The sequence below is a fragment of the Micromonospora sp. NPDC047756 genome, from assembly GCF_055587245.1.
Genome location: NZ_JBVJGQ010000005.1, coordinates 411,130 through 424,236, shown reverse-complemented (window position 1 = coordinate 424,236; position 13,107 = coordinate 411,130). Strand labels below are relative to the sequence as shown.

The window sequence follows — 13,107 nt, the reverse complement described above, 5'->3', positions numbered from 1 at the left end:
CCTCAGCAGCCGTCACGTTCCGCCGTGCCAAACCGTCCAGGGGGCGAGCACACACAACGGAGGAAAGAATGTTCGCTGCCTACGTCACGGTCACCATTGTCGCGTCGATCTTCACCGGCTTCGCCGCCATCACCTACCTGATCGGCCACGACTATCCGAAGGCCCAGGCGGACATGAAGCGCGTGCCACGGTCATGGGTGCCACGGTTGGGCATGGCGCTGGCGGCAGGTTCGGTGGGGTTGCTGGCCGGCTTCGCCGTACCGCTGCTGGGCACCCTCGCCGCCGCCGGGCTGGTGCTGTACTTCATCGGCGCGCTCATCGCTCATCTGCGCGTCGGCTCCCGTCAGTTGGTGGGCTGGGCCGTCTTCTTCGTCACCGAGTCGGCCGCGCTGACGGTGAACCTGCTCTACCACTGGTGATTCGGCTGGTATGCCGTCCGCGACGTCCTGGGCTGGCCCGACGACGTCATCCCGCCGGAGCGGCTATTGCCCGGTCATCGAAGGGCATCTATAGTTGCGCGGATCACAGCAATCATGGCCGTGGTGACGCGGCCGGGTCGTCGAAGCGCTTCGACGATTCGTCGTTCAGGCCCGTCAGCCGGGTGTCGAGCCTGGTCACGCCGGCCTCGGCGCCCGCCGGGCGTCTGTCGTACGACATGAGGAGAACCGCATGCGGAAATGGTGCCTTCGGCGCGGAATCACCGCGCTCGCGCTCGCCCTACTGGCCCTACCTGCCGTTCCCGGCACCGCGCTCGCCGAACCCACCTACCCGTTTCGAGATCCCCGCCTGCCCGTGAACGTCCGGGTCGACGACCTGCTCGGCCGGCTCACGCAGGACGAGAAGATCTCCTGGCTGCACCAGTACCAGCCGGCCATCCCCCGGCTGGGCATCGGCCTGTTCAAGACCGGCACCGAGGCGCTGCACGGGGTGGCCTGGTCGACCGACATCGACAACAACGGCGCGGTGGTCAAGGCTCGCGGCACCGTCTTCCCGCAGCCGGTGGGCATGGCGAGCACCTGGAACCCCGACCTGATCGAGCAGGTCGGTTCGGCCGTCGGCGACGAGGCGCGCGGTTACCACGCCCAGAACCCCCGGGTCTGGGGGCTCAACCTCTGGGCGCCGGTGGTCAACCTGCTGCGCGACCCCCGGTGGGGCCGCAACGAGGAGGGCTATTCCGAGGACCCGCTGCTCACCGCGAAGATCTCCACCGCGTACGGGTCGGGAATGACCGGCGGTGACCCGAACCACCTGAAGAGCGCACCGACCCTCAAGCACTACCTGGCCTACAACAACGAGGTCCGACGCGACGTGACCTCCTCGAACGTGCCGCCTCGGGTGCTCAACGAGTACGACCGCGCCGCCTTCAAACCGGCCATCGCGGCCGGTGCGGCGACCGGGGTGATGGCGTCGTACAACCTGGTCAACGGTCGTCCGGCGACAGTGGACCCGGACCCGATGACGGTGTTCCGGGACTGGACCGACAGGCCGCTGATGAACGTCACCGACGCCTGGGCGCCGAACAACCTCGTCAACACCCAGAAGTACTACGCCACCCAGGCCGAGGGCAACGCGGCGATCATCAAGGCCGGCCTGAGCAGCTTCATCACCGACGACACCAACGCGCAGCCCACCATCACCGCGATCAAGCAGGCCCTCGCCACCGGTCTGCTGACCGACGCCGACATCGACGCCCGGATCCGCGAGATCCTCAACGTCCGGTTCCGGCTGGGTGAGTTCGACCCGGGTGGCGGCCGGTACGGCGGCATCACCCCGGACGTCATCAACAGCCCCGACCACCAGCGGTTGGCCCGGCAGGCCGCCGGCGAGGCGATGGTGCTGCTGAAGAACGAGCGGCAGGCGCTGCCGCTGGACCCGGCCCGGACCCGCAAGGTGGCGGTGCTCGGCCCGCTGGCCGACACCCTCTACTCGGACTGGTACGGCGGTGACCTGCCCTACCAGGTGACGGCGCTCGACGGCATCCGCGAACGCCTGGGCGGCTCGGCCAGTGTGCGCGGGCTCGACGGGGCGGACCGGATCGCCCTGAAGGACGTGTCGACCGGCCGGTACGTCTCGGCCACCGGCACCACCGACGCCGACCCGGTCCTCGGGACCGGTGCCGTCCCGGCGCTCGTCGCCCAGTTCGACGTGGTCGACTGGGGGCAGGACGTGGTGACGCTGCGCAACGCCGCCAGCGGCCGTTACCTCGGCTACAACTGGGGGCCGTTCATCACCCGCGACGAACAGCCGAACGGTTGGTACGTCCAGCAGCAGTTCAAACTCGAGCCGCAGGCCGACGGAACCGTGGTGCTGCGCTACGTCGGCTACGAGACCAAGGAGAGCTGGTTCGGCGCCGACACGTACGTGACGATCGGCGACGACGGCGCCCTCAAGCTCGGCGCATCGACTCCCGACGCCGCGACCCACTTCAGTCGCGAGGTGATCAGCAGCGGCATCGACCGGGCCGTGGCGGCGGCCAAGGCGGCCGACACCGCGGTGCTGGTGGTCGGCAGCAACCCGTTCATCAACGGTCGCGAGGCGCACGACCGGACCTCGACGGCGCTGAGCGCCGGCCAGGAGGCGCTGGTCAAGGCGGTGGTCAGGGCCAACCCGCGGACCGTGCTCGTGCTCCAGACCAGCTACCCGGTCACCATCCGATGGGAACAGGAACACGTACCGGCCATCTTCTGGACCACCCACGCTGGCGCGGAAACCGGTCACGCCATCGCCGACGTCCTCTTCGGCGACCGCAACCCGTCCGGCCGGCTCACCCAGACCTGGTACCGATCGGACGCGCAACTACCGCCGGACCTGCTGGAGTACGACATCATCTCGTCCGGGCAGACCTACCTCTACAACCGCGCGAAGCCGCTCTACCCGTTCGGCCACGGGCTGTCGTACACCCGCTTCCGGTACGGCCAGCTGCGTACCGGTGCCCAGTCGGTGGCGGCCGACGGCACCATCACGGCCAGTGTCGACGTGACGAACGTCGGCAGCCGGACCGGGACCGAGGTCGTTCAGCTCTACACCCACCAGCGCACCTCGCGGGACACCACCCCGATCCGCCAGCTCAAGGCGTTCCAGCAGGTGAAACTCGCGCCCGGGCAGACCCGTACGGTGACCCTGCGCCTGCCCGCCGCGGACCTGGCGCACTGGGACGTCACCCGCAGCAGGTGGGTGGTCGAGTCGTCCGTCCACGACCTGATGGTGGGGGCGTCCGTCGAGGACATCCGCGCCCGCGCCGCGGTCCGGGTCCGCGGTGAGACCATTCCGGCCCGCGACCTGTCCCGGCCCACCCGGGCGGAGAACTTCGACAGGTACGCGGGGGTCCGGCTCGTCGACGAGACGAAACCGCGCGGTACGGCGGTCGGTGCCACCGCCGCCGGCCAGTGGATCTCCTTCGACGGTTCCGCCCTGCGCGGCGGCGAGCGCACCTTCACCGCGAAGGTCGCCAAGGCCGGTGCGGGTGCCGGCACGATCCAGATCCGGATGGGCTCGCCCACGGGCCGCCTGCTCGGCACTGCCGCTGTGCCCAGCACCGGTGACGACTACCGGTACGTCAGCGCCAGCACCGGGTTGGCCCGGGCTGTCGGCACCCACGACGTGTACCTGGTGTTCGACTCCCCGCTGCGGCTGGCGGAGTTCTCCATCAGGTAGCACATGACCGGGGCCGGGTCCGTCGCGACCCGGCCCCGGGCCGCGTGCCGGCTCGGTGCTCAGCGGCGACGCCGTCGCAGCACTGTGGATTCGTCGGACGACGCGATCAGGGGTGTCCGGGCGACTTGGTTGATCTGCCCGGTCCGTAGGCATTTCTGCATAGACGCCCTCCGATTGACTGTTGCATTGGTCAGACGTGTGACCTACGCTCCCAGTAAGAATTTCGGGGCGGTTAACAAAGAGTGCGGTCGGGGCGACGGAAATCCCCGCCGGCCCTTCGTGGCGTCGCTGTTCCCTACTCGTCGCTCGATACGCACTTTGGGCACCACATCGACGACCAGTGAGAGGAACAGACGTGAAGTCAGCCTTATCCACCGCTCGAATGTCAGTGTTGACGGCGGCGCTTGTCGCCGCCACGCTGCCGGCAGTGCTGACAAACCAACTCCCGGCCTCGGCCGCGGTCCAGGCGACCTACTACGTCGCCCCGGACGGTAACGACGCCAATGCGGGAACGTTGCAGTCGCCGTTCAAGACGATCCAACGTGCGCGGGACGTCGTTCGAACGATAAGCGGGAACCTGACCGGCGACGTCAACGTCCTCCTCCGGGGCGGCACCTATCCGGTGACCAGCACCATCGAATTCGGGTCGAGTGACTCCGGCACCAACGGATACCGGATCAGCTACGGGGCCTACGCCAACGAGAAGCCGATCCTCGACGGTGGCGTCCAGGTGACCGGGTGGACCCAGCACAGCGGCAACATCTGGAAGGCGCCACTGGACCGCGCCAACAAGCTGCGGGCGCTCTACGTCAACGACAAGCGTGCTGTCATGGCGACGAAGACGGTCAGCTCGGGCGGGTGCTTCGGGACGTACAACGTCACGGCCAACCAGGCCGCCTGGGCCTGGGAGTCGGGGTCGCAGTGTGACGGCGCCAGGTACAACCAGAACGACTTCCCCGCCATCCCGCGCAACCAGGACGACATCGAGATCGAGACGGGCACGACCTGGACCACTGCCATCGTCGGCGTCCGGCAGGTGACCACCGACGGCGGGAGCCGGGTCGCCCTGTTCCAGCAGCCGGGCGCGGCCATCGCGCAGGGCGCGTTCAACGGCAACGCCCAGGTCGGCGGCGTCCACAAACTCATGAACGCGTACGAGTTCCTGGACGCGCCGGGTGAGTTCTACTACGACAAGGGCGCCAAGACGGTCTACTACTACAAGGCCAGCGCCGAGAACATGTCCACCGCGACGGTCTACGCGCCGAACAACGTGACCACCGTGCTGCGGGTCGCCGGCACCTCGACGACCAATCACGCCCGCAACATCACGTTCTCCGGTCTGACCGTGCGGCACTCGGACTGGAACCTGTTCAACGTCGCCGGCTCGTCCTTCAAGCAGGCGCAGCAGGGCAACCTCGGCGCGCAGGCGTACGCGAAGGGCAACTTCCACGTCTACCACTACCGCAACGTGGACCTCACCCCCGGCATCATCCAGATCCAGAACGCCGACGGCCTCCTGTTGCAGCGCAACCGGATCGAGCACACCGGCGCGGACGGCATCAGCCTGGTCAACGACGTGCAGGGCACGCAGTTGATCGGCAACGCCACCAACGACATCGCGGGGTCGGCCATCAACGTCGGCCATCCCCAGCACGTCTACATCGGCGACGGCACGTCGACCAACCGGGAGAAGTACCTTCCGCAGGTCGAGGGGTTGCCGAAGAACATCGACATCAAGAACAACTACATCTACGACAGCGCCGTCCTGTTCAACGGGCACAGCCCCATCTCGGCGTACTTCGTCGACATGCTGACGATCCAGCGCAACCGGATCGAGAAGGCTCCGTGGTCGGGCATCACCATGGGGTGGGGCTGGTGGAACTTCGACGGGTCCTCGGGTTCGATCCAGCCGAACCGCCCCACCACAACGGCGCGGAACAACACCATCAGCTACAACCACATCATCGACACGGTGCAGCGTCTGAGTGACACGGCGCCCATCTACACGCTGGGCAGCCAGCCGGGCACCACGATCACCAACAACTACCTGCAGGGCGTTCCGTCAGGTCACAAGTACGGCCTGCACCCGGACGAGGGCTCGGCGTTCATCACGTTCCGGGACAACGTGCTGAGCATCGACAAGAACGTCACCTGGATGATCAATTCAGACGACTTCGGCCGGAAGCACGACCTGAGCATCACGCAGATCTACGGCCCGATCAACAAGGTCTCGAACAAGAACCTGCCGAACAGCACCGTCGCCGACATCCTCGTCTCCTCCGACTATGTCTGGCCGGCGACCGCCTACAGCATCGCGGCGAACTCCGGCCTCGAAGACGCGTACCGGGACATCGTCCCGGCGAGCACCTACTCGGCACCGAACTACGTGCTGCCGGCCAGCACCTTCGTCACCAGCACCACGGCGTCGATCCCGATCCGGAGCACCGGCGACGCCACCAGGTCGGTCTGGCTGGCCCCGTCCGGCACGACCAGCTTCACCGCCGGGGCGACGATGACCAGGGCGGCCGGCAACGCCACCTCCATCGCGGTGCCGGCAACCCAGGGTGAGTACCGGCTCTACGTCGTCGACGCCCAGGGCAACCGGTCGGCGGAGTCGACATTCATCGTCCGGCAGCAGCAGGGCGGTGGCAGCGGTACGGGGCAGGGACAGCTCGTGGGTGCCCAGTCCGGCCGCTGCGTCGAGGTGCCCAACTCGTCGACCACCAACGGCACCCAGACGCAGCTCTGGGACTGCGGCAGTGGCACCAACCAGCGGTGGACCCACACCAGCAGCAGGCAGTTGACCGTCTACGGCAACAAGTGCCTGGACGCCTCCGGGAACGGCACGGCCAACGGCACCCAGGTCATCATCTGGGACTGCCACGGCGGCACGAACCAGCAGTGGAACCTCAACAGCAACGGCACCGTCACGAACGCCCAGTCGGGGCTCTGCCTCGACGCGAACGGCGCCGCCACCGCCAACGGCACGAAGATGATTCTCTGGTCCTGTAACGGCGGCACGAACCAGCAGTGGACGCTGCGTAGCTGACCCACCCGGAACCCCGGGGCCAGGCCGACACGGGCCTGGCCCCGGCTATTTCTGGTAGCCGTAGTTGTCGCAGGTCCGGCGTTGCTGGACGCAGTTCTTGGTGCGCTTGTTCATGGTGTCGACGTCCCACATCACGAACGCGTCGCCGTGCATCGACGAGGCGCTCTTACCCTCCTTGTCGGAGGAGAGGTAGTAGCCCGCCGGGGTGCCCTTCGCCGGGTACTGGATGTCGAAGGTGATCGCCGGGATCCGGACCGGGTGGCTGGTCGGGCAGGAGTTGCCGCTGCCGTACGCCACGTGGTCCTTGTGGTTGGGGCTGTCCAGGTGCTTGCCGTCCCAGCAGTCGGGGAACTGCATCATGAAGTGCAGCGTCGCGTCGCCCCCGCAGATGGGCCAGTTGCCGTTGGTGCTGCGGGCGATGCCGTCGAGGTCTCCGGGGCCGTAGAAGGCGCAGTAGAACTGGCCGGTCGCGCCCCGCGGGGTCGGCTTCTTCTTCTTGGCGTCACCGGAGATCATGCGCAGGCCGTTGGGCATCGGCATCTGGCCGGTGGAGTTCTTGGCCAGCGAGCGGTAGTAGACCCGGAACCCGCTCGTCTCGACCGGCTTTCCCGTCGCGTTGTCGTAGAGCGTGGGCACCCAGTAGGCGGAGTGGTCCTGGACCGGCTTGCAGGAGGTGGCCGTGAACTTCGTCAGGTCGCCGGCGACGGTGCTCGCGTCGACGGCCTTGTTGCCGACGAAGGAGTGCATGTGTGACGCGCCCGGTAGGCCGGGGGCGACGATCGGGTCGTCCGGCAGCCGGTGACTGTACTGGCAGTCGGCCCGGAACTCCGGGAGGTTGCCCACCCCGGACGGGACGGGGTCGATCTTCAACGCCCGGTACGCGTCGGCCTGCGCCTTCCAGGTCGCCCGGTCGACCGGAATCCAGCCGGTCGCCGGGGCCTTCGGCGCGCCAGCGGTAGACGGTGTCGCGCCGGTCGACGGGGTCGTGGCGGCTGACGGTGTCGGGGCGGTCGATGCCGGAACGGCGGGCGACGCCGACTGCCCGGCCGGCGGTGACGGGTATTCGAGGGCGTTCGCCGCGTTCGCCGCGTTCGCCGCGTTCGCCGCGTTCGCCGCGTTCGACGGCTCGGGCGTCACGTCGCCACTGGCCAGGTACACGCCGCCGGCGGCGATGATGAGCGCGACCGCGGCTCCCGCTGCCGCGCCCAGCCGGTTACGGGTGAACCAGCTCGGCGGGCGGTGACGGGGCGGCGGTTGGCTCGCGTCCGGTTCGGGCAACGGGGCGTACGACACGGGTCACTCCCAACGAGCAGACGACGGCGTTGACCCGGACGGCCACGGCCGCCGTATGGTAGGCGCTCCCCGATCACGACCGACAGCTTCCTAAAGCCTTCTTAAAAGAAGCTGCTTCTGCGGCAGTGGCGACGGTGGCGACCACCGGTCTCGGTGGCCGCCGTTCGGTACGTCGTCGGCCCGATATCACGCCTCCGGCGTGACCTCGGCCTGCTGCTCCCCGCTCGAAGACTCCTCGATCTCGTTCGCCGCCGGCGTGGAGGTCGGCTCGGTCCAGGAGAACTCGATCTCGACGGACACCTCCGTCTCGCTCTCCCGTTCGATCTCCAACTCGCACCGCACGGTGTCCGCCACGGACACGGCACCCGCGGCGCCGTAGAAGAGCCGCCCGTCGGAATCCAACTGGTTCGCCAACTGGCGCAGCCAGGCGGCCAGGTCCGAGCGTGACACCGTACGGGCGTCCTCGTAGATATCCATGCCGGCCATGCTCGCACTCCACAAAGGACCGCCGGGGAAGGGCTTCGGCCGCACGCACGTCGGCCGCATGGTATGGATCTTGTGGTGGTGGGCGGTCAGCAGGGGAAATGTCGGCGAGCGAGGTGCTGCCGGACAGTTGGCGGGTACTGGTGGGGGATGACGTCGACCTGGAAACCCCACGAGAAACACGGTGGCCTGTCGGACAAGGACAAGCGCGAGTTGCCGGAGAGCGTTTTCGCGTTCCCCGACAAACGTAAGGAGCCGATGACCGACGCGGGCCACGTCCGTAACGCCATCGCCCGGTTCGACCAGGTGCAGGGCGTTACCGACAAGGAACGCGACCTGGCATTTCAGAACATCCTCGCCGCCGCCGCGCACTACGATGTCGAGGTCGCGGAGACGAACTGGCGTCAACTCGGCAAACTTCCGCACACGCCGAATCCGGCCCACTGACCGGTTCTGGCCGCGTACCTGCCGGATGAGGTCGCCTACGGTGGGTAAGCGGCGCTGATGCCCGCGAAGCAGCAGCCAGCAACCGGCGGCGACCCGTCCCCGCGTGAGGGGTCCCGGGTCGGCCGCAGGTGGGACGGCCTGCGCGAGCGGGTGCGCCACGGGCTGCGCACCCGCGCCTGGCGACTCCGCCTCTACGGGTTGCTTTCCGTGCAGGCCGGCGTCGCGGCAGCGCTGGCCTGGTTCGTGGTGTTCCAGTTCCTGGGCAATCCCGCCCCGGTCCTCGCGCCCACCACGGCGGTCGGCATCGTGGCCGCCTCGATGGGCTCACGCCTGCGGCGCACCATCGAACTGCTGGTCGGGGTGGTCCTCGGGCTCGCCGTCGGTGACACCCTCATGCCGTTCTTCGGCATCGGGGCCTGGCAGACGGGTGTGGTCGTCGTGCTGGCGATCATCGTCGCGGTGCTGCTCAAGGGCGGCGGTTCGCTGCTCACCCAGGCCGGCGGCACCGCGGTGCTCATCGCCACCCTGGAACCGCCGGTACGGGACCTGTCAGTGCCCCGTTTCGTCGACGCCGCTGTCGGCGGGTTGATCGGCCTGGCGGTCGGTCTGCTGCTGGTGCCCATCCACCCGCAGCGGACCGTGCAACGGCTGGCCGAACCTGTTCTCGACCCGGCCGTCACCGCCCTGCACGACCTGGCCGCGGCGCTCCGCCGTCGCGATCTCGGCGCGGCCCAGCGGGGTCTGGGCGCGCTGCGGACGCTCAGCCCTCGGCTGACCGCGCTGGACGAAGGGCTCGACGCTGCACAGGAGGTGGTCCGACTGGCACCACTGCGCTGGCGTGAACGACCATCCCTGGCCTTCTACACCGAAGCCGTCCGCCACATGGAGCGCAGCCTGCACAGTTGCCGGTCCATCGCGAGGCGGCTCACGAAGGCCCTTCGGGACGACGAGCCGATATCCGAGGAGTTTCCCGCGGCGATCGACCTGCTGGCAACGAGCGTGCAGACCCTCAGATGCGCGATCCGCGCACGGGAGGAGCCACGGGAGGCCCGCCAACAGATCCTGGCGGCCGTCGAGCTGATCGGGAAGGCGCAGGGGGCAGCCGCACCGGATCCGACCCGCCCGCACACCCACCGGTTGGGCTACTCCGGCATGATCGCCGCCGGTGAGTTTCGTACGGCGGCACAGGACCTGCTCATCGCCAGCGGGTTGGACGCCGACCGGGCGGCGGAGCTGGTGCGGCGGACGGCGGATCCGGACGGGTGGGGCTGAGCCCGGCGCGTCAGGTCGTCGTGAGCGAGGCGAGGACGTCGAGGTAGTGCGGGTTCTTCATGACGCCCAGCACGTTGCCGAACGGGTCGACGACCGCCGCCGTGACGAACCCCTCGTCCCCGTGCGGGGTGATCGGCTGGTACTCCGTGGCACCCATCGTCAACAGCCGCGCGACTGTCGCGTCGAGATCGTCGACGCACCAGTGCATGACCGCGCCGCCGGGCCCGGTCGCCGCGCCGGCCGGCGCGTACCTACTGTCGATGATGCCAAGCTCGGCCTGGTAGTCCCCGATGCGGAACTCGGTGTAGGCCGGGCGTCCGTCGGGGCCGGGGCGCATGAAGTACGCCTCGATCCCGAGGAAGTCCGCGTACCAGGCCGTGGCCGCTGCCACGTCGTCCGCCCAGATGTTCAGTGTGGCGAATCCTCGCAGGCTCATCGGATGTCCTCTCGTCTCGTCGATGTCGTTGGTGATGACGCTATCGACGATTGCGGAAGGTTTGCTTCCTCAATGAGCGGTGGGTCTCGACGTTGTCCAGGGGAACCTCGGAAACAGGTGAACACCTCAACCAAATTCTTGCGATGTCAACAAAATGCGGCGACGATGGTGGGAAGATCCATCGACGCATTGGAGTGCGCGCATGCGAGCAAGAGCAGCCCGGGCCGGCGCAGTGTTGACCATGTCCGCGATCATGACCGCCGGGCTCGGCGTCCTGGCCTCGCCCGCCTCGGCCCAGGAATCCGGCCTGACCTTCTACAGCGGGACGTTCACCACGGCGGTCGCGCACTTCCCGGCCCCGACCGGTGCATGTACGCCGCTGCCAGCGACCGCCGACAGCCACGTCGGTTGGAGCGGCTTCCAGGACGTCACCTTCTACCGGAGCGCGGACTGCTCCGGGCAGGCGACGGGCGTGGGCACGCTCCGGACCTATCCGGCCGGGCAGTACGCGAGCTTCCGCGCCAGCTGAGCGGCTGATCGCGTACCGGGACGGGGCGAGGTCGGCGCCGCCCCGTCCCGGGCCCGCATCTTCCGCCAGTTCCCGGGTAGTCGCTGCCATTGCCAGCACGGATGGTGGGGGACGACGTGCAGAGCTACCCGGCAGTCGAGAACCACGGTCTGATCGGTGACCTACAGACCGCTGCGTTGATCAGCACGGACGGCACCGTGGACTGGTTCTGCGCGCCGCGCTTCGACTCGCCGAGCGTCTTCGGCGCGTTGCTGGACCGCCGCAACGGCGGCCACTTCCAGCTCTCGCCCGACGGCGTCGCCTACTCCAGCAAACAGCTCTACCTGCCCGGTACGCCGATCCTGATCACCCGCTTCCACAGCGCTGACGGTGTCGGTGAGCTGTTGGACTTCATGCCCGTCACCGGTGCGCAGGCCACCGACCGGCACCGGTTGATCCGACTGGTTCGCATGGTGCGGGGAAGCATGCAGTTCCGCTTCCACTGCCGCCCGCGGTTCAACTACGGGCGTGATCCGTACGAGTTGGAGGTGCACCCCGAGGGTGACATCTTCCGGAGCCCGACGCTGACTCTCACCCTCACTCCCTTCAAGGGCTCGTTACGGCAGTTCGAGGCGAGGGACATCCGCCGCGACGCGGAGGGTGTGTCCGCGTCGTTCAGCCTGCACGCGGGCGACATCGGCGGGGTGGTCCTGGAGACGGCGCGCCCGGACGCGCCCCGGGGACTCACCACCGACGAGGCGTGCGAACTGCTCGCCGAGACCCGCGACTACTGGCGGCGGTGGGCGGGCCGCTCCCGCTACAAGGGCCGCTGGAGGGAGGTGGTCGAGCGGTCGGCGATGACCATCAAACTGATGACGTACGCACCGACCGGCGCCCTTGTCGCCGCGCCCACGGCGGGGCTTCCCGAGCAGATCGGCGGGCAGCGGAACTGGGACTACCGCTACACCTGGATCCGGGACGCGTCCTTCTCCGTCCACGCGCTGCTGCGCCTGGGCTTCACCGACGAGGCCCAGAAGTATCTGCTCTGGCTCGACGCGCGGATCCGTGAGGCACGGGACGACCGAATGCCGTTGCAGATCATGTACCGCATCGACGGCTCGCCCGACATCCCGGAGGAGGTGCTGGGTCACCTGGAGGGCTACCGCGGTTCGGCACCGGTGCGGATCGGCAACGGCGCGGCGGACCAACTGCAACTCGACATCTACGGCGAGGCGCTCATCTCGTTGGAACTCGCGGACCGCAACGGTCTGATCCCGCCGTACGAGGGGTGGCGCAAGACGGCAGGCTTGATGGACTGGCTCTGCGACCACTGGGACCAACCCGAGGACGGAATCTGGGAGACCCGATCCGGCCGGCAGGACTTCACCTACGGCCGGGTGCTCTCCTGGGTCGCGTTGGACCGGGCCATCCGGATCGCGCGACGCCGGGGCCGCCCCGGCGACACCGCCCGCTGGTCCGCCGAACGCGACGCCATCTACCAGCAGGTGATGACACGCGGGTTCAACCAGGAACGCGGCGCGTTCGTGCAGCACTACGGGTCCGACATCCTGGACGCCTCGCTGCTGGCGATGCCCGGGCTGAACTTCATCTCGCCGACCGACCCGATGTGGGAGTCGACGCTGCGGGCCATGGACACCGACCTCGTCTCGGACAGCCTGGTCTACCGCTACGACCCGAGGGCCTCGCCGGACGGTCTCGCCGGCACCGAGGGCACCTTCAACATGTGCACCTTCTGGTACGTGCAGGCGCTGGCCCTGGCCGGCCGGATCGACGACGCCCGGTTGACCTTCGAGAAGATGCTGACCTACAGCAACCCGCTCGGCCTCTACTCGGAGGAGATCGCGCCGACCGGCGAGCAGATCGGCAACTTCCCGCAGGCGTTCAGCCACCTCTCGCTGATCAGCACGGCGGCCCACCTCGACGACCTGCTCGAGCAGGGCTGAC

General features: G+C 68.4%; 11 protein-coding genes. 7 read left to right on the top strand and 4 right to left on the bottom strand.

Annotation, left to right across the window (positions count from 1 at the left end; all coding sequences use genetic code 11):
- Nucleotides 1-68 precede the first annotated feature (68 nt).
- The gene (locus tag ACZ6NZ_RS18625) at nucleotides 69-419 is read left to right on the top strand and encodes a DoxX family protein (protein ID WP_465859240.1); all 351 of its coding nucleotides are present in this window, start codon (nucleotides 69-71) and stop codon (nucleotides 417-419) included.
- A 112-nt stretch (nucleotides 420-531) separates the two neighbouring features.
- Here the strand turns inward: ACZ6NZ_RS18625 and ACZ6NZ_RS18620 are convergent, their stop codons facing one another.
- Complete coding sequence (locus tag ACZ6NZ_RS18620; RefSeq protein WP_393223206.1) at nucleotides 532-657, bottom strand: hypothetical protein; 126 nt, start codon at nucleotides 655-657, stop codon at nucleotides 532-534.
- Between the two features lie 12 nt (nucleotides 658-669).
- Here ACZ6NZ_RS18620 and ACZ6NZ_RS18615 point away from each other — a divergent pair, with 12 nt between their 5' ends.
- Both ACZ6NZ_RS18615 and ACZ6NZ_RS18610 read left to right on the top strand, forming a co-directional pair.
- Nucleotides 670-3,654, top strand: coding sequence for a glycoside hydrolase family 3 protein (locus ACZ6NZ_RS18615; RefSeq protein WP_465859238.1), 2,985 nt, complete (start codon nucleotides 670-672; stop codon nucleotides 3,652-3,654).
- Between the two features lie 382 nt (nucleotides 3,655-4,036).
- Nucleotides 4,037-6,703 (top strand): RICIN domain-containing protein, encoded by a 2,667-nt coding sequence (locus ACZ6NZ_RS18610; protein WP_465859236.1) that lies wholly within the window; start codon nucleotides 4,037-4,039, stop codon nucleotides 6,701-6,703.
- 45 nt (nucleotides 6,704-6,748) lie between these two features.
- Here ACZ6NZ_RS18610 and ACZ6NZ_RS18605 read toward each other — a convergent pair whose 3' ends face one another.
- Together ACZ6NZ_RS18605 and ACZ6NZ_RS18600 are read right to left on the bottom strand one after the other, a co-directional pair.
- Complete coding sequence (locus ACZ6NZ_RS18605; protein WP_465859234.1) at nucleotides 6,749-7,996, bottom strand: DUF1996 domain-containing protein; 1,248 nt, start codon at nucleotides 7,994-7,996, stop codon at nucleotides 6,749-6,751.
- A gap of 186 nt (nucleotides 7,997-8,182) precedes the next feature.
- Nucleotides 8,183-8,482 carry an amphi-Trp domain-containing protein gene (locus ACZ6NZ_RS18600; RefSeq protein WP_465859232.1) on the bottom strand — a complete coding sequence of 100 codons (300 nt, stop codon included), beginning with the start codon at nucleotides 8,480-8,482 and terminating at the stop codon, nucleotides 8,183-8,185.
- A gap of 147 nt (nucleotides 8,483-8,629) precedes the next feature.
- On the opposite strand from ACZ6NZ_RS18600, the gene ACZ6NZ_RS18595 reads away from it, so the two are divergent.
- Together ACZ6NZ_RS18595 and ACZ6NZ_RS18590 are read left to right on the top strand one after the other, a co-directional pair.
- On the top strand, nucleotides 8,630-8,926 hold the full coding sequence (locus ACZ6NZ_RS18595; protein ID WP_355005386.1) for a DUF6582 domain-containing protein: 297 nt from the start codon (nucleotides 8,630-8,632) through the stop codon (nucleotides 8,924-8,926).
- A 57-nt stretch (nucleotides 8,927-8,983) separates the two neighbouring features.
- On the top strand, nucleotides 8,984-10,198 hold the full coding sequence (locus ACZ6NZ_RS18590; protein WP_465859230.1) for an FUSC family protein: 1,215 nt from the start codon (nucleotides 8,984-8,986) through the stop codon (nucleotides 10,196-10,198).
- A gap of 10 nt (nucleotides 10,199-10,208) precedes the next feature.
- Here the strand turns inward: ACZ6NZ_RS18590 and ACZ6NZ_RS18585 are convergent, their stop codons facing one another.
- Nucleotides 10,209-10,634, bottom strand: coding sequence for a VOC family protein (locus ACZ6NZ_RS18585; RefSeq protein ID WP_465859229.1), 426 nt, complete (start codon nucleotides 10,632-10,634; stop codon nucleotides 10,209-10,211).
- 202 nt (nucleotides 10,635-10,836) lie between these two features.
- Here ACZ6NZ_RS18585 and ACZ6NZ_RS18580 point away from each other — a divergent pair, with 202 nt between their 5' ends.
- Both ACZ6NZ_RS18580 and ACZ6NZ_RS18575 read left to right on the top strand, forming a co-directional pair.
- On the top strand, nucleotides 10,837-11,163 hold the full coding sequence (locus ACZ6NZ_RS18580) for a hypothetical protein (protein WP_465859227.1): 327 nt from the start codon (nucleotides 10,837-10,839) through the stop codon (nucleotides 11,161-11,163).
- A 116-nt stretch (nucleotides 11,164-11,279) separates the two neighbouring features.
- Entirely contained in the window at nucleotides 11,280-13,106 is a 1,827-nt protein-coding gene (locus ACZ6NZ_RS18575; protein WP_465859489.1) for a glycoside hydrolase family 15 protein, read from the top strand.
- Nucleotide 13,107 lies beyond the last annotated feature (1 nt).